14 protein-coding genes are annotated in these 15,730 nt (G+C 68.4%); 6 read left to right on the forward strand and 8 right to left on the reverse strand.

Annotation, left to right across the window (positions count from 1 at the left end):
• Positions 1-19 precede the first annotated feature (19 nt).
• The 3 genes from E0H45_RS05825 (at position 20) to E0H45_RS05835 (ending at position 3,730) form a co-directional block, all read left to right on the forward strand.
• Positions 20-1,213, forward strand: coding sequence for a pyridoxal phosphate-dependent aminotransferase (locus tag E0H45_RS05825; protein WP_131335216.1), 1,194 nt, complete (start codon positions 20-22; stop codon positions 1,211-1,213).
• Positions 1,214-1,250: 37 nt separating this feature from the next.
• Positions 1,251-2,285: an adenosine deaminase gene (locus E0H45_RS05830; protein ID WP_131335217.1), complete on the forward strand. Its 1,035-nt coding sequence runs from the start codon at positions 1,251-1,253 to the stop codon at positions 2,283-2,285.
• Positions 2,286-2,359: 74 nt separating this feature from the next.
• Positions 2,360-3,730: a TrpB-like pyridoxal phosphate-dependent enzyme gene (locus tag E0H45_RS05835; RefSeq protein WP_131335218.1), complete on the forward strand. Its 1,371-nt coding sequence runs from the start codon at positions 2,360-2,362 to the stop codon at positions 3,728-3,730.
• Positions 3,731-3,734: 4 nt separating this feature from the next.
• Here the strand turns inward: E0H45_RS05835 and E0H45_RS05840 are convergent, their stop codons facing one another.
• Positions 3,735-4,238, reverse strand: a complete 504-nt coding sequence (locus E0H45_RS05840; RefSeq protein WP_131335219.1) for a hypothetical protein — start codon at positions 4,236-4,238, stop codon at positions 3,735-3,737.
• Positions 4,239-4,489: 251 nt separating this feature from the next.
• Here E0H45_RS05840 and E0H45_RS05845 point away from each other — a divergent pair, with 251 nt between their 5' ends.
• The 3 genes from E0H45_RS05845 to E0H45_RS05855 are packed head-to-tail and all read left to right on the forward strand — an operon-like array spanning position 4,490 to position 7,118.
• The gene (locus E0H45_RS05845; RefSeq protein WP_131335220.1) at positions 4,490-5,836 is read left to right on the forward strand and encodes an NsdA family TPR-like regulatory protein; all 1,347 of its coding nucleotides are present in this window, start codon (positions 4,490-4,492) and stop codon (positions 5,834-5,836) included.
• Positions 5,833-6,486, forward strand: coding sequence for a 2'-5' RNA ligase family protein (locus E0H45_RS05850; protein ID WP_131335221.1), 654 nt, complete (start codon positions 5,833-5,835; stop codon positions 6,484-6,486). The genes E0H45_RS05845 and E0H45_RS05850 overlap by 4 nt, the downstream gene beginning before the upstream one ends.
• A complete protein-coding gene (locus tag E0H45_RS05855) occupies positions 6,483-7,118 on the forward strand; it encodes a hypothetical protein (protein ID WP_131335222.1) in 636 nt (211 codons plus the stop codon). Before E0H45_RS05850 ends, E0H45_RS05855 begins: the two co-directional genes overlap by 4 nt.
• Here E0H45_RS05855 and E0H45_RS05860 read toward each other — a convergent pair.
• The 7 genes from E0H45_RS05860 to E0H45_RS05890 all read right to left on the reverse strand — a co-directional run bounded on the left by E0H45_RS05860 (position 7,112) and on the right by E0H45_RS05890 (position 15,691).
• Complete coding sequence (locus E0H45_RS05860; protein ID WP_131335223.1) at positions 7,112-9,334, reverse strand: FAD-dependent oxidoreductase; 2,223 nt, start codon at positions 9,332-9,334, stop codon at positions 7,112-7,114. The genes E0H45_RS05855 and E0H45_RS05860 overlap by 7 nt on opposite strands.
• 11 nt (positions 9,335-9,345) lie before the next feature.
• Positions 9,346-10,221, reverse strand: a complete 876-nt coding sequence (locus tag E0H45_RS05865; RefSeq protein ID WP_238154817.1) for a MurR/RpiR family transcriptional regulator — start codon at positions 10,219-10,221, stop codon at positions 9,346-9,348.
• A 22-nt stretch (positions 10,222-10,243) separates the two neighbouring features.
• Positions 10,244-11,623, reverse strand: coding sequence for a hypothetical protein (locus E0H45_RS05870; RefSeq protein WP_131335225.1), 1,380 nt, complete (start codon positions 11,621-11,623; stop codon positions 10,244-10,246).
• Entirely contained in the window at positions 11,620-12,444 is an 825-nt protein-coding gene (locus tag E0H45_RS05875; protein ID WP_131335226.1) for a carbohydrate ABC transporter permease, read from the reverse strand. Before E0H45_RS05875 ends, E0H45_RS05870 begins: the two co-directional genes overlap by 4 nt.
• A complete protein-coding gene (locus E0H45_RS05880; protein ID WP_131335227.1) occupies positions 12,437-13,369 on the reverse strand; it encodes a carbohydrate ABC transporter permease in 933 nt (310 codons plus the stop codon). Before E0H45_RS05880 ends, E0H45_RS05875 begins: the two co-directional genes overlap by 8 nt.
• A complete protein-coding gene (locus E0H45_RS05885) occupies positions 13,369-14,628 on the reverse strand; it encodes an ABC transporter substrate-binding protein (RefSeq protein ID WP_238154818.1) in 1,260 nt (419 codons plus the stop codon). The genes E0H45_RS05880 and E0H45_RS05885 overlap by 1 nt, the downstream gene beginning before the upstream one ends.
• Positions 14,629-14,818: 190 nt before the next feature.
• Entirely contained in the window at positions 14,819-15,691 is an 873-nt protein-coding gene (locus E0H45_RS05890; protein ID WP_238154819.1) for a DUF559 domain-containing protein, read from the reverse strand.
• Positions 15,692-15,730 lie beyond the last annotated feature (39 nt).

Here is a 15,730-nt window from a genome sequence, read left to right on the forward strand (position 1 = left end):
TGGTGCCAGGATGGGCCGCATGGGTTCCAGGATCTCGGCGCGGATCGGCGCCATCAGTGAATCGGCGACGCTGGCGGTCGACGCCAAGGCGAAGGCGCTCAAGGCGGCCGGGCGCCCGGTGATCGGGTTCGGCGCGGGTGAGCCGGACTTCCCGACGCCGGACTACATCGTCGAGGCGGCGGTCGCGGCCGCGCGGGATCCGAAGAACCACCGGTACAGCCCGGCCGGCGGCCTGCCGGAGCTCAAGCAGGCGATCGCCGACAAGACGAAACGGGACTCCGGCTACGAGATCGAGGCGTCCCAGGTCCTGGTCACGAACGGCGGCAAGCACGCGGTCTACAACGCGTTCGCGACGCTGCTCGACCCGGGTGACGAGGTCCTGCTGCCCGCGCCGTACTGGACGACGTACCCGGAGACGATCCGGCTGGCCGGCGGCGTACCGGTCGAGGTGCTCGCCGACGAGTCGCAGAACTACTGCGTCACCGTCAAGCAGCTCGAGGCGGCCCGGACCTCGAAGACCAAGGCGCTCCTGTTCTGTTCGCCGTCGAACCCGACCGGCGCGGTCGACAGCCCGGAGGCGGTCGAGGCGATCGGCCGGTGGGCGCTCGAGCATGACCTGTGGGTGATCACGGACGAGATCTACGAGCACCTGACGTACGGCGACGTACGGGCGACCTCGATCCCGGTCGCCGTACCGGAACTGGCCGACAAGACCGTCGTACTGAACGGTGTCGCCAAGACCTACGCGATGACCGGCTGGCGGGTCGGGTGGCTGATCGGGCCGAAGGACGTCATCAAGGCCGCGACGAACCTGCAGTCGCACCAGACCTCGAACGTCTGCAACATCGCCCAGCGGGCCGCGCTCGCCGCGGTGTCCGGCGATCTGAGCGCGGTCGACGAGATGAAGGCCGCGTTCGACCGGCGCCGACGGACCATGGTCCGGATGCTCAACGAGATCCCCGGTGTCGAGTGCCCGGAGCCGACCGGCGCGTTCTACGCGTACCCGTCGGTCAAGGGTGTGCTCGGCAAGGAGATCGCGGGGCGTACGCCGACGTCGTCCTCGGAGCTGGCCGATCTGATCCTCGACGAGGTCGAGGTGGCGGTCGTGCCGGGTGAGGCGTTCGGCGCGCCCGGGTACCTGCGGCTGTCGTACGCGCTCGGCGACGACGACCTGGCCGAGGGCCTCGGCCGGGTTGCCAAGTTGCTGAGCTGATTTCGCGGGGCGGGTAGGGGATCGGTAACCTTCGGTAATGACGCAGCGGGATCTGCGGGTGCTGCCGAAAACACACCTGCATCTGCACTTCTCCGGGTCGATGCGGCACCTGACGCTGGTCGAGCTGGCGGACAAGCACGGCGTACGGCTGCCGGACGCGCTGCGGACCGATTGGCCGCCGGAGCTGTCGGCGGCCGACGAGCGTGGCTGGTTCCGGTTCCAGCGGCTGTACGACATCGCGCGCTCGGTGCTGCGCACGGAGGACGACGTACGGCGTCTGGTCCGCGAGGCGGCCGAGGACGACCGGGCGGACGGCTCGCGCTGGCTGGAGATCCAGGTGGACCCGTCCGGGTACGCGAACCGGTTCCACGGGATCACCGAGTTCACCGACCTGGTGCTGGACGCCGCCCGCGACGCGTCGGCGTCGACGGGAATCGCCGTCCAGGTCATCATCGCCGCCAACCGGACCCGGCACCCGCTCGACGCCCGCACACTGGCACGGCTGGCCTCGCAGTACGTCGGACGCGGTGTGGTCGGGTTCGGCCTGTCGAACGACGAGCGGCGCGGTACGACGTCCGAGTTCGCGCCGGCGTTCCGCATCGCGCGCAGCGCCGGGCTGCTCGCGGCGCCGCACGGTGGTGAGCTGTGCGGTCCGGCGACTGTGCGGACCTGTCTGGACGAGCTGGGCGCGGGCCGCATCGGCCACGGCGTCCGTTCCGTCGAGGATCCCGACCTCCTGAAGCGGGTCGTCGACGCGCAGATCGCGTTGGAGGTCTGCCCCGCGTCCAACGTCTCGCTCGGCGTCTACCGGCGCCCCGAGGACGTCCCCCTCCGCAAGCTCTACGAGGCGGGCGCCCGAATCGCCCTCGGCGCCGACGACCCCCTGCTCTTCGGCTCCCGCCTGGCCGAACAGTACGAATCCGCCCGCACCGTCCACGGTTTCACCGACCCCGAACTGGCCGACCTCGCCCGCAGCTCGGTCCTCGCCTCCACCGCCCCACCCGACGTCCAGAAGACCCTCCTGACCGAAATCGACGAATGGCTAGGAACCCCCGCCACAGTCCCGGCCTGAGTTCCGGACAAGTGCTGGTTGCGTTCCGGTTCAGGTCATTGTCCGGGGGTCGGCGCGGGCCTAACTTTGCGTGCATGACGCCGACGAAGATCCTGCTTCCAGAGGACGAGCTGCCGACCCGTTGGTACAACGTGCTGCACGACCTGCCGACGCCTCCGCCGCCGGTGCTGCATCCGGGCACAGGGCAACCGATCGGGCCGGACGATCTCACGCCGCTGTTCCCGATGGACCTGATCCTGCAGGAGGTCTCGCAGGAGCAGTACGTCGACATTCCGGGCGAGGTGCTCGACGTCTACCGGCTGTGGCGACCCAGCCCGTTGTATCGCGCGCACCGGCTGGAGAAGGCGCTCGATACGCCGGCCCGGATCTACTACAAGTACGAGGGCGTCTCACCGGCGGGATCGCACAAACCGAACACCGCGGTCCCCCAGGCGTACTACAACGCGAAGTCCGGCGTCCGGAAGCTCACCACCGAGACCGGCGCCGGCCAGTGGGGTACGGCGCTCGCGTTCGCCTGCGCGCAGTTCGGATTGGAGTGCGAGGTCTGGCAGGTGCGGGCGTCGTACGACCAGAAGCCGTACCGGCGGACGATGATGCAGGTGTTCGGGGCGACCGTGCACCCGAGCCCGTCCGACCTGACCGAGGCCGGGCGGAAGATCCTCGCCGGTGACCCGGACTCCACCGGATCGCTCGGGATCGCGATCAGCGAGGCGGTCGAGGCTGCCGTGCAGGATCCCGAGGTGCACTACGCGCTCGGCTCAGTGCTCAACCACGTGCTGATGCACCAGACGATCATCGGCGAGGAAGCGCTGATGCAGCTCGCAATGGTGGGTGAGACCCCCGACCTGATCGTCGGCTGCACCGGTGGCGGGTCGAACTTCGGCGGCCTGGCATTCCCGTTCCTGCGGGAGAAATGGGCCGGCCGGATGTCACCGGTGGTGCGCGCGGTCGAGCCGGCCGCCTGCCCGTCACTCACCCAGGGCAGGTACGCGTACGACTTCGGCGACACCCTCGGGATGACGCCGTTGATGAAGATGCACACGCTGGGCCATGACTTCATCCCCGACCCGATCCACGCCGGCGGCCTGCGGTACCACGGGATGAGCCCGCTGATCAGCCACCTCTACGAGACCGGCGAGATCGAGGCCGTCGCCAAACCACAGTCCGAGTGCTTCGCCGCCGGAGTCCAGTTCGCGCGGACCGAAGGCATCGTCCCCGCACCCGAGCCCACCCACGCCCTGGCGGTCACCGTCGAAGAAGCCCAACGCTGCAAGGAGTCCGGCGAGGAGAAGGTCATCCTCACCGCCCTCTGCGGACACGGTCACCTCGACCTCGCCGCGTACGACGCCCACCTGTCCAACGCCATCACCGATCGCACCTGGGAGGACGCCGAGATCCAGTCGGCAGTAGCCGAGGCCCTGACCCACCTGCCCGCGATCGGCTGACAGGTCAGCGCCCGCCGCGCTTCCACCACGGCTTGGGCCGCTTCGCCACCGCGGTGAGCCAGTCCTCCGGGATGGCCCACTCGCGGGAGGTCAGCGCGTCGAAGTACTGCACCTTCAGGCTGTCCGGCAGCCAGTACGTCGCCTTGTGGCGGCCGGACACCTCGAAGTACGTCGTCCGTTGGCGACGGCTCCACACCGTCGCCTGGTTCGAGCTGTAGGCGAGGCGTACGTAGTCCCAGCGCGCCTGCTCGTCGTCCATGTCGAAGGGGCGCTCGACCACGCGCCCTCGTCCCTGCGGCTCCTGCTCGATCTCGTCGATCAGCTTCTGCACAACGGGGCGATCGTCGGTGAGCTTCGCCGGCAGCTGCAGTCCCACCGGATCCAGCACCACCGCACCCAGCCGCGGCCGCGCCACCTCCAAGAACACCTCGAGCAGCGCGAACCCTTCCTCCACCCGTCCGAACCGATCCAGCTCGGCGTGCAACGTCGTCACGGCTTCCTCGGGCATCCCACAACTTTAGAGGTCCGCCGTCGAGGGGGCTGCCCCTATCTGCCCCGGGATGCCCCGCCGCCCTCACGCTCAGCAACCGTCTCCCCGCGGCGAAATCACCGTCGATAGGCCGCCGCGAACCATTCACGGCGGCCGAGAACCCCTTTTTCCACAGGGATTCGGGGCAGATCGGGGCAGCATGGGGCAGATCGTCCACAAGGCCCGATTTCGTGGTCGCGGAGGGTGTTCAGCGCCTTACAGTTACCGCCATGTCAGGGCCGAACGAGTTTCTCCGCGAGGCGCGAGAACGCACCCCATCACGGCGCGCGCCGGGCGAACACATGTCCCGGAGCGAGCTGGCCGACACCATCTGCGCGTGGCTCTGGGACACGACCGAGATCAAGTACGGGCTCGACGGCCACTACATCGCCAAGCTGGAGCGCGGCGCGGTCCGCTGGCCCGGTGCGGCGTACCGCTCCGGGCTGCGCCACGTGCTCGGCGTTGCCTCCGACAACGACCTCGGGTTCTTCCCGCCGTCCGGCGTCTCCCTGACCGAGCCGGAGCTGACGCCGCCGGCGTCGATGGCCGGCCACGACGACGACCTGGTGAACGCGGGCGACGAGTCCATCGCGCTGCTGTCGTTCGCCGAGGAGTCGAATGTCGGCGAGCTCACCGTCGAACAGCTGCACGCCGACATCGAGCGGATCGCGCAGTCCTACCTGCGGACGCCGATCAAACCGCTGTTCGCGAAGAGCCGCGCGATCCGGGACCGCGCCTTCGGACTGCTGGCCGGCAACCAGTCGCCGCGCCAGTCCCGTGACCTGTATGCGGCCGCCGGCTGGGCGATCACGCTGCTCGCCTGGATGTCGGTCGATCTCGGAAGGCCGGACATCGCCGAGGGCCATACCCGGACGGCGTGGGCCTGCGCCGAGGCCGCGGACCACGACGTACTGCGGGGCTGGATCCGCGCCACCCAGCACACCGCCGCGTTCTGGCAGGAGGACTTCGCCCGCGCGGCGGCGTACGCCGAGGACGGCCTGCGGTACAACGCCGGCACGGCACGACTCTTCCTCGCCAGCGCGGCCTCGGTCGACCTCGCCCGCGCCGGACGCACGGACAGGGCCCGTGATCTCCTCGACGTCGCCCGAACTCTCGCCGTCCGCCCAGCCGATTCCGAACCTGGCGGAGTCCTGCTCTGTACGCCGGAACGCGCGGAAGGACTGTGGGCGGACACGCACCTGGCGTTCGGCGACGCACAACGCACCGCGGATCACGCCGACCACAGCATCGCCCTGTTCGAGGCCGTCCCGTACGCACTCCGGAACGCCGGTTCCGAGCGGATGGCCCGCCTGCAGCAGGCGAAGGCGCGACTGCTCCTCGGACACCTCGACGGTGCGATCGAGGCGGTCGACCCGGTGCTGGAGCTCCAGCCGGAGTACCGCGTTCGCCCGTTGATCCAGCGCCTCGCGGAGGTCGCGGCCCTGACAGCGCCGTACGCGCGCAGCCCGAAGGGCCGGATGCTGCGGGACCGGATCGCCGAGTTCACCCAGCAGCCGGGACTGCCGGCCCGCCTGACCACCCCGAACCGACGACGCGTGATCGAGGAGCACAGATGATCAGGGAAGTCCGCGATCACTGGTACTGGCGCCCGAACTGGCGTCCCGGGCGGTCGTTCTACACATGGCACGTCGTCTTCCCGAACGACGCCGTGCTGACCGACGTGCACGCGGCGTACAAGCGGCTGGTCGGTTCGCTGCCCGGCATCACACCGGTGCCGGTCCAATGGCTGCATCTCACGCTGCAGGGGATCGGGTTCGTCGACAAGGTCCCGCAGGCGGACCTCGATCCGATCATCGACGCGGCGCAACGGCGGCTCGAGTACTTCCGGCCGTTCGAGATCAAGCTCGGCCCCGCGATCGTCGACGTCGAGAGTCTGCAGCTCCCGGTCTCCCCTGTCGACCGCCTGCGCCGTCTGCGCGCCCAGCTCCGCGCCGCGATCACCGACGTCTGGGGCAGCGACTCGGTGCCCGCGCTGCCCGAGCTCGACCCGCACGTCTCACTCGGCTACTGGAACCAGCCCGCCCCCGCCGAGCCGCTCCGCCAGCGCGTCAACGCCCTGGCCGGCGGCGTCGCCAGGACCGAAATCACCCGCGTAAGCCTCATCAACCTGAACCGCGACCACAACCAGTACGAGTGGACCACCTACGCCTCCCTCCGCCTCGGCGCCCGGCCCACCGCCTCCGACGACACCAGAGCAGGCCGATGAACGCGACCACCGATCTCGCAGCGGCATCGATCATTCGTGCCCTCCTGGACTTCCGCACCTTGTGGACAACTCACGATCTCGTGACGACCAGCGGGGTCACCGCACCGTCCGTCCGCCGCGTGATCGACCAGCTTCATCAGGAACAACTAGTAGAGCGCCAGGCCCCGGGCGTCTTCGCCGTACCGAACTGGCTCGCACTGCTCCGTCGCTGGAACGAGGACTTCCAGTTCAGCCGCAACGTTCGGTTGACGTACTGGCGAAGCAAGCACGACGTCCGGGCCCTCCTCGACCGCATTCCGGGTACGGCGGTCCGGCACGCGCTCAGCGGCACTCTGGCCGCCCAGCACTGGGCACCGGAAACCCCGGTCGGGCCAACGGTGATCTACACACCGGATGCCCAGGCAGCCGCCCGGCTCTGGGAGCTGGTGCCGGCCAGGGGCAGGTCGATCATCCTGGCCCAGCCCACGACCGATCTCGCGTACACCCGTACCCGAAAGCTCGACAGTGGCCTCCGTCTGGCGGCACCCGCTCAGGTCGTGTCAGACCTCCTGACGGGCGCTGCCAAGTCCCCTGCAGCCGCTGATCCCCTGACGCACTGGATGCTGCAGCACGAACTCGAGTGGCGTTACTGAGCCGACGAGTAGGCGCGGATGGACACCACGTGCGCTCGTGGGGCGCCGTTGGTGTGGTGGGTGGTGAGGCGGAGGTGGGTGGCTCGGGTGGGGGTCTCCAGGTAGTGGTGCTGGGTGCGGTGGTGGTTTTCGGTGACCTGGGCGACTGACTGCCACGGACCGTCGCCGTCGCGGACCTCCACGTCGTAGGCGGCGACGAGCGTGGGGAGGGACTCGAACGGGGTGCGGTGGTGGTGGAGGTTGATGAGGTCCTCTTGGACGTCCGCGTCCAGGACGACGACGATCTCCGAGAGCTCGACCGCCTCAGTCCAGGCGAGTTCGAGCCAGGGCTCGGAATCCCAGGCCAGGTCTTCGGACGACCAGAGGTTCGGGCCGCCGTACGGGCGGGCGTAGCCGCCGATGACCTTCTCTGGTGCGTACGCCGCGGTCTCGCCGAGGCGGATGCACACGCCGCCGCGGGGCAGAATGTGTTTCCAGGCGCGGAACTGCTCTGTCCACTGCTCGTCGGGCGCCGGGTCGCGATGGGCGAAGTGAACCGTGCCGGGGAGACCGGTCTCAGCCGTGTGCACGGAGATGTCCGGTGTGCTTCGCAGTACGACGAACGCGTTGGACGGAGCTGACGGGCGCCAGGCCACCGGGACGTTGATCCAGCGCTTCTCGCCGGCCGGCACGTCGACGGTGCAGGAGTCGACGAGCTTGGCCGGGAGGTAGTTCTGCGCCTTGACCGGGTCGTGGAGCTCGACGGTCAGCGAACCTCCCGTCGAGTCGACGAGCAGCTCGAAACCATCGAGCGCGGGGTCGACCGGGATGACCATTCCGAGGTCGGTGGTCAGCGGCAGCGTTCCGGAGGAGACCTCGAGCGCCGGCCGGGTCAGAGTCGAGGACGCGGTGACGGTCGCCGACAGTGCAACGTTTTCCGGATCGTCGTCGATCACGCCGAGGATCGACGAGTCGGCGCGGGTCAGCGCGTGCTGCATCAGCCCGAACCGGTCGTGCGCCAGCTCCCGCGGCGTCAGCCCGTTGCGCAGGGCAACAGCTGCGCCGACCCCGGCCGCTTCGCCGAGCAGCGCACAGGTCGCCATCACCCGCGTCGTACCGAATGCGACGTGGCTCGCGCTGATGTTCCGTCCGGCCATCCAGAGATTCCGGACGTTCCGTGAGTACAGGGAACGCAGCGGAATGTGGTAGTTCCCGTCCGGATGCCAGTGCTTCGAACCGCGCTCGGCCGCGTACACGCCACCGGGCGGGTGCAGGTCGATCGACCAGCCGCCGAAGGCCACGCGGTCGTCGAAGTCCGTCTGGTCGAGCACGTCGTGCTGGGTCAGCACGTGGTCGCCGAGGAAACGCCGGTACTCACGTTTTCCGGGCACCGACCCGATCCACTCCAGGGTCAGGTTGTCCGCGTCGAACCGCCCGGAGTTCTTGATGTGGTCCCAGATCCCGTACACCACGGCCTGCAGCTCGTCGCGGATCGCCTCGTTGTCGTCGACGACGTCCAGCTCACCGCCCCACTCGATCCACCAGAACGCGCACCCGTTCATATCGGACCGGATCACGCGGCGTTCCGGAATCGAAGTTTCCGTGACGTCCCGGGCGAACGACGGCGGCACGAACCGCACCGGTTCCCCGGCGTCCTTGCTGTAGAAGAGGAGCGTGCTGCCGAGCGTGTTCGAGTCCGGTACGTCGGGCGCCCACGACTCGCCGTACTCCGAGCGCGGCTCCCGCCCGGTCCGGTGCTCCGCTCCCGCGAGGACGCCGACCAGGCCGTCGCCCGAGCAGTCCACGAACACCGGGCTGACGAACCGGATCTCCTTCTCGGACCCCATCTGCCAGCCGGTCACCGACCGGATCTCACCGTCCGCGGCCTCCACGGACCGGACGTCGGTGTTCAGGTACAGCGTTATCCGCGGCTCGGCCCGGACCGCCTCCAGCAGCACGAGATCCCAGTAGTACGGGTTTCCGAGAGGATTCCGGAACTGGTTCTCGACGAACAGCTCACCCATGATGCCGGTCTCGCGGGCGAAACTCTGGGTGCCGTGTGCGGTCGCCCCGCACACCCACACCCGGACCTCACTGGACGAGTTTCCGCCGAGCACCGGCCGGTTCTGCACCAGCGCCACGGTGCTCCCCTGCCGCGCGGCGCCGATCGCCGCGCAGATCCCGGCGAGCCCGCCGCCGACAACGGTCAGATCGGACTGGACCTCGAGCTGCTGCATGCATGGACCTTTCAGGTATCTCGCTGGACGACGGGCTGCCCGGGCCCGTTCGGATGATGTGCGGTCAGGTGGTCGGGCACCCGCTGTGCGACCAGGACGAACAACAGGCCGGCCGTCAGGACATCGCTCGCGCGGCCGGCGAAGAACTCGGTCCAGTTCGCGCCGTTCGGCGTACCGGTGTCGAGGGTGACGTCGGCGATCCGGCCGATCGGCGCGTCCGGCATCCCGGTGATCGCGACGGCGAGCGCACCCTGCTCGCGGGCGCGCTCGATGAAGTCGAGCGTGGTCGGATCGGTGCCGGACCGCGAGACGGTCAGCGCGACGTCACCCTCGCCGAGCAGGCCGGCGCCGATCTGCGAGGACTGCGGGCCGTCGAAGAACCCCACCGGAATCCCGATCCGCAGCAGCCGGATGTACAGCTCGCGGGCCGGGATCGCGTCGCCCCACTCGCCGTAGATGTGGGTCCGCCGGGCGCCGGCGATCGCGTCCGCGACCCGGGTGGCCGCGGTCAGATCGATCGCGGCCAACGCGTTCCGCAGCGCGTTCGCCTGCGTCGACGCGAGCACGTTCAGCACCTGCTCGGGCGGATCCGCCGGACCGATCGCCATGCCGATGTCGCTCGCCCAGCCGGCCTCCAGGCCGCGTCCGACCTCCATCGCCAGCGCGGCCCGCAGCGCGGGGTACCCGACGTACCCGAGGTGGGTCGACAGCCGGGTGACCGTCGCGGCCGAGGTCTGCGCGGCCTCGGCGAGCTTGGTGATCGAACCGCGCGCGACCTCGTCCGGGTTCGCCAGGATGTGTTCGGCGACCCGCTGCATCGCACCGTTCAGCTCGGGCAGCGCCCGCTTGACCAGCTGCAACGGACTCGGACTGCCGGCTCGTTCCATCGAGGAATCCATTCCGTGATCATCACGTATAGACGAACTGGGCACTCGCGACGCCGTCGGCGTCACTCACCACCCGCACCCAGTGCGCACTGAAACCAGGCGGGAAAACGTGTGACCGCACCTGCCCCGGCTCGACCGTCAACGTCTCCACCGCGCCGAACCGGCCGTGCCCGTGGAAGTCGATCTCGACCGTGATCGTCAGCGGGGTGTCGGAGAAGTTCTCCAGGTGCAGGCACTTTCCGTCGAAGCCCGTCATCAGGTACGGATCGGACGGAACGCCGGCGGAAACCGGTGTCTCCCACCACGGCCCGCCCCACCCGGCCGGCTTTCCGAAGCTCCACAGGTCGTCGGTCTTCCCGAACCACAACCCGGACTGCGGCTCGGCCGTCGTCGGATTGAGCCCGTGACTCGGTGAAGCGTTGTCCGCACCCGCCACCAGCATCCCGCGCCACGAGCAGAAATCACCCAGGACCCACAGGTGCGTCGAGATCGGGCGGACACCCCAGATCCGGCCGCCGTACGCCCACGGCGACACCTCGTAGAACATCCCGTGGTGGTCCATCAGCAGCCGCTCGTGCTCGACCTCGCGGATCCGCGGCCACTCGGTCTGCCACTTGTGGTCGAAACAGTGCGAGGCCTTCGGCAGCCGGTACCGCGTCCACTGCTGGTCGGCCTCGGTGAACACCTCGAGGATGGCCGAGGCCCGGTCCCACCCGGTCGCGAAGATCGTCCCGCCGAACTCGTGCCGCCCGCCGATCGCGGTGAACGGATCGTCCCGCAGGATCTTCCACGACGTACCGTCGTACTCGGCCAGCCGGCCGCGGGACCGCTCGCCGGCCCACTCCGGCTCGGCGTACTCGTTGGAACACACCACGAGCCGGCCGAAACTCGTGTAGCAGTCCTTGTAGTGGACCTTCATCTCGCCGTCGGTCCCGAGCTCGTCGTTCAGGTCGAAGAGCTGCGTGCATTCGTACGTCGTGACGTCGAGCTCGAACAACTCGCCTTCCATCGCGAGTACATAGACGTGCGTATCCGGTTTCGTCAGGTGCCGCGACGTACCGCAGACCCTGAGCGGCGCGAGCTCCGGGACCGTCACGATCTTGTGGTCCGCGGAAATCACGTGCGGACCGAGTACCAGCTTCGACGTGGGAAAATGCACGAAACGGTTGGTGTACGTTCCGTCCACGCCGAGAGTTTCCGGAACGATTTCCATCGACAGGTCGGCGTCGACCCGGCGCAGGCTGACGCCCGCGCCGGACGGCGCCTTGTGGGAGTTGTAGTTCTGGACGTAGAGCTTCCCGTTCCACGGCATCAGCGAACCGATGCCGAGCTCGCTGCGCGGCGGACCGAAGTCGCCGATCTGCGCGAGATGCGGAAAGACACCTGACACGTTCTGCATCATTTGATCCCTGTATGAGTCATGGCGGCGATGAAGCGGCGTTGCAGGACGACGAACACGATCAGCACCGGCACGATCGAGATCACCGAGGCGGCCATCGTCAGGCCGGGCGCGATCTGGCCCTGTTCGTCGACGAAGTTGGTCAGGCTGAGCGGCAGCGTGTAGCGGTCCGGGTTGCTGATCAGCACCAGCGGCGTCTCGTAGTCGTTCCAGGACCAGACGAACGCGAGGATGCCGAGGGCGCTCATCACCGGCGTTGCCAACGGCAAGTAGATCCGGGTGAACACCCGCCACTCGTTGGCGCCGTCCATCCGGGCCGCCTCGGCGAATTCCGCCGGCTGGCTGACGAAGAACTGCCGCATCAGGAACGTTCCGAGCACGGTGAACATCCCCGGCAGGATCAGCGCCCAGAGCGTGTCGTACAGCCCGAGTTTCTGGAAGTAGATGAACCGCGGAACGAGCAGCAACTGGGCCGGAATGATCGCCGTTGCCAGGTACAGCAGGAACAGCTTGTCCCGGCCCTTGAAGGACATCCGGGCGAACGCGTAGCCAGCCATTGTCGCGGTGATCAGCTCCCCCGCGACGCGCAGCAGCGCCACGAACACCGAGCGGCCGAACGCCGGAAGCACCGAGGTCGCCCCGCTCAGGACCGTGCTGAAGTTGTCCCACTGGAACGGGCTCGGGATCCACTGCATCGGGATCTTGTAGGCGTCCACGTCCGGCTTCAGCGCGGTCGAGATCATCCACGCGAACGGCGCCAGGAAAGCGATGGCGAGGATCCACAGCGGAACGCCCCAGATCCACTTGCTGTACTTCTTAGTCATTGAGGGCCCTCCCTCGCTGCGCCCGCCAGGTGAGCAGGGTCAGGACGAGTACGCCGACGAAGGTCACCAGGCCGATCGCCGACGCGTAGCCGAACCGGTAGAACTGGAAGCCGGTCTGGTACATGTAGTACGAGATCGTGGTGGTCGCGTCGCCCGGACCGCCCGCGGTGATCAGCGCGATCAGGCCGAAGCCCTGCGACGCCCCGATGATCAGCGTGACCAGCAGGAAGATCGTTGTCGGCAGCAACGACGGCCAGGTGATCACGCGGAACTTCGACCAGGCGGAAGCACCGTCGATGTCGGCCGCTTCGTACAGCTGCCGCGGCGCGTCCTGCAGCGCGGACAGGTAGATCAGCGAGCAGTACCCCACACCGCCCCACACCGCCATCACGATCAACGCCGGCAGCGCCCAGTGCGAGGAGGCGAACCACCCCGGCTGGACCCCGAACGCGTCGAGGACCTGGTTCACCAGGCCGGCCTTCGGGTTCATCAACATCAGCCAGGTCATGCCGATCGCGACCACGTTGACGATGTACGGCAGGAAGAAGATCGCCCGGAGGACAGCGCGACCCGGGAGCGGCCGGTTGAGCGCGATCCCGAGGGCGAGTCCGAGTACGACGGTGAGCGGGACCGACACCACGACGTACACCAGCGTCAGGCCGATCGCGTGCCAGAACCCGGGGTCCCGGGCGATCGCGACGAAGTTGTCGATGCCGTTGAAGGTGATGCCGCCGAGGCCGGACACCAGGTTCCAGTCCGTGAAGGCGAGCACCACCACGCTGATCAGGGGGATCAGCGTGAACGCGATCACGCCGAGCAGGTTCGGGGCGATGAACAGGAACCCGATCCAGCCGGACGGGCGGATCCCGGAGCCCTGCTCGGTGCGGGCCTTGGTACCGGCCGCGACGACCGTGGCGGTGGCCATCAGGGCCTCCTCTCGTTTCGGGCGATCGCGGCGTCGGCGAGCCGCCGTACCTCTCGGATCGCGACCCCCGGGTCCTTCTCGCCGAGCCAGCACAGGTCGCGCTGCTGCTTCACCGCCAGGGAAATCTCCGGAAATCCGGTCAGCCGGGTGTCGGTCGCGAGCTTCGGATCGGACGTCAGGACGACGCGCCGGAACGACTCGAGATCGAAGTACTTCTCCGGCTCTTTTCCGAGCATTCCGGAAACGATCTGCTCGTCGGTGACGTTGCCGAGCGCCGGCATCTTGCCGCCCTTGAGCATCGGCGTCGCGCCCTCGGTCAGCCAGAACTTCACGAACGCCCAGGCCGCCTCGAACTTGGGCGACTTCGGGTTGACCATGATGAAGTTGCTGAACGAGCCGCCGTTCCAGTTCTGGCCGTCGACGGTCGGCGACGGCGCGAACGCGACCTTGAAGTCGTGCGGGTACTTCTTCGCGTCGTACAGGTAGCGCAGGTTGAACGGGGCGGTCGACCAGAGGTGGAACTCCTCGCCGAGGAACGAGTTCTGCTGGTACGCGTCGAGGTGCCGGGACAGCACCTCGGTCCACGGGAACGCCGTTCCCTCGGCGATCATCTCGCGGCCGAGCCGGAAGCCCTGCTCGAAGTGCGGATCGCCGAAGTTCGAGCGGTTTCCGTCGTACCAGTAGTTCGGCCCGAGGGCGATCCGGGCGACGTCGGGCAGCGTGTACGTGCCGACCGTCTTGTCCGTCGTCAGCCTCTTCGCCGTCGCGCGGAACTCGTCGATCGTCCACGACTGCGGGAGCTCGACGCCGGCCTGCTGCCGGAGCTTCTCGTTGAACAGCACGAAGAACGGCTCCCGCGCGGTGGCGAGCGCCTTGACCTTGCCGTTGTCGATGTACGACCGCGGCTGCTCGGTGTCGAGGAACACCTGCAGGTCCGGATCCGCCTTGACCCGATCGGTCAGGTCCGCCGCCAGTCCGGACCCGGCCCGCAACGCCATCGCGCCCTGCGAGTACGTGAAGTACACGTCGATGTCGACGCCACCCTGGAGGGCGGTGTCGAGCTTGAGGTTGCCGCGGTCGTCGTTCACGAACCGCGTGTAGTTCACCTTGTACTGCGGAAACTTCTCCTGGAACGCCTTCACCACATCAGCCGGCCCGGATGCCGCCGGCACCCCGCCCCAGACCTGCAGAGCCCCCGACCGCCCACCATCGCCACCGGAACACCCCGGCACCACAGCAGCCGCCAGCCCTGCCCCCACCCCGGCCAACACCTCCCGCCGAGAAAATCTTTTACGCCTCACAACCCACCTCCCACCAGATTGCGCAAAAGATTAGCGACCCCAACCCCTCCTGCCTACCCCCAACGCAAATCTTTTTCACGTGCCGAAGAACGGGTAGTGGTCCCCAGACCCGGGCGCACCCGACCCCGACCCACGCCTCACCAGGCAATCAAGCCGCGGCCACTACCCGTTCTTCGGTACGCCGCAGGGCACTCTCGACAGTCGCCACCACCCACCGGGGATCGCCGATCACCTGCTGATAGGTGAACCGCAAAACGAGCCACCCGGCGGCGACGAGCTCGTCGTACCGCCGGCAGTCGGCGGCGAACTTCGCAGCCGATCCATGGAACTCGTATCCCTCAGCCTCCAGGACGACGCGCGCCGAACGGTGTCCCAGATCGACTCGCGCCCGGAACTCCCCGACATCTATCAGCAGCTGCGGTTCGAATCCCTCGATGCCGGCCGTCACCAGCAGACTCCGCAGCATCGACTCGAGGAAGCTTTCGGCGAGACCCGTAGCGGCGGCCCCGACCCGCACCGCGTTCGGCCGGCCGAGCCCGGACATCCCCACCGCTGCCGCAACCAGCTCGTCCTGGTTCACCCGACCCGTGGCGAGCGCAGCGTCGGCCACCGCCAAAGCCTCGCCGAACGGAAGGAGCCGGGCACAGTCCAGGACGGTTCGCAGCAGCGAGGTTCGGCGCGTACGCCGATCCGCTGTCGGTAGATCCGCCCAGTGGAAGATCGCCGGCGGACCGGGCCTGGTGTTCCTGTTTGTCGGCAGCGTGATGTGCGGCTTGGTCGGCGACGCAAGGAGAGGCAACTGCCAGCGCGCGGCTGCGCTGGTGTGCGACAGGACCCCGTCGTAGGCGATGGCGGTCGTCAGGTCGGGCGCCAGACCCGGCAACCCGTAGATCCCGCGGGTCAGCCGCTCGACATCGCCACGCTGAACAGCCGCCGCCACCGATCGCCTGGAGGTCGCCCGCACCAGCTCGGCGGACGTGGCCCAGCCACCCAACCGAGCAAGCACCTCGACGACGGACACCACCAAGACATCCTGCCCGCTCCCGCCGACCCCCGCCCA

This window comes from Kribbella soli, from assembly GCF_004331345.1.
GTDB classification, from domain to species: Bacteria; Actinomycetota; Actinomycetes; order Propionibacteriales; family Kribbellaceae; genus Kribbella; species Kribbella soli.

Coding starts and splice junctions, on each gene's coding strand:
- E0H45_RS05865 (WP_238154817.1), bottom strand. CDS start 10,221: ATGGAACGAGCCGGCAGTCCGAGTCCGTTGCAGCTGGTCAAGCGGGCG.
- E0H45_RS05870 (WP_131335225.1), bottom strand. CDS start 11,623: ATGATGCAGAACGTGTCAGGTGTCTTTCCGCATCTCGCGCAGATCGGC.
- E0H45_RS05845 (WP_131335220.1), top strand. CDS start 4,490: ATGTCAGGGCCGAACGAGTTTCTCCGCGAGGCGCGAGAACGCACCCCA.
- E0H45_RS05830 (WP_131335217.1), top strand. CDS start 1,251: ATGACGCAGCGGGATCTGCGGGTGCTGCCGAAAACACACCTGCATCTG.
- E0H45_RS05875 (WP_131335226.1), bottom strand. CDS start 12,444: ATGACTAAGAAGTACAGCAAGTGGATCTGGGGCGTTCCGCTGTGGATC.
- E0H45_RS05860 (WP_131335223.1), bottom strand. CDS start 9,334: ATGCAGCAGCTCGAGGTCCAGTCCGATCTGACCGTTGTCGGCGGCGGG.
- E0H45_RS05880 (WP_131335227.1), bottom strand. CDS start 13,369: ATGGCCACCGCCACGGTCGTCGCGGCCGGTACCAAGGCCCGCACCGAG.
- E0H45_RS05855 (WP_131335222.1), top strand. CDS start 6,483: ATGAACGCGACCACCGATCTCGCAGCGGCATCGATCATTCGTGCCCTC.
- E0H45_RS05850 (WP_131335221.1), top strand. CDS start 5,833: ATGATCAGGGAAGTCCGCGATCACTGGTACTGGCGCCCGAACTGGCGT.
- E0H45_RS05825 (WP_131335216.1), top strand. CDS start 20: ATGGGTTCCAGGATCTCGGCGCGGATCGGCGCCATCAGTGAATCGGCG.
- E0H45_RS05835 (WP_131335218.1), top strand. CDS start 2,360: ATGACGCCGACGAAGATCCTGCTTCCAGAGGACGAGCTGCCGACCCGT.
- E0H45_RS05840 (WP_131335219.1), bottom strand. CDS start 4,238: ATGCCCGAGGAAGCCGTGACGACGTTGCACGCCGAGCTGGATCGGTTC.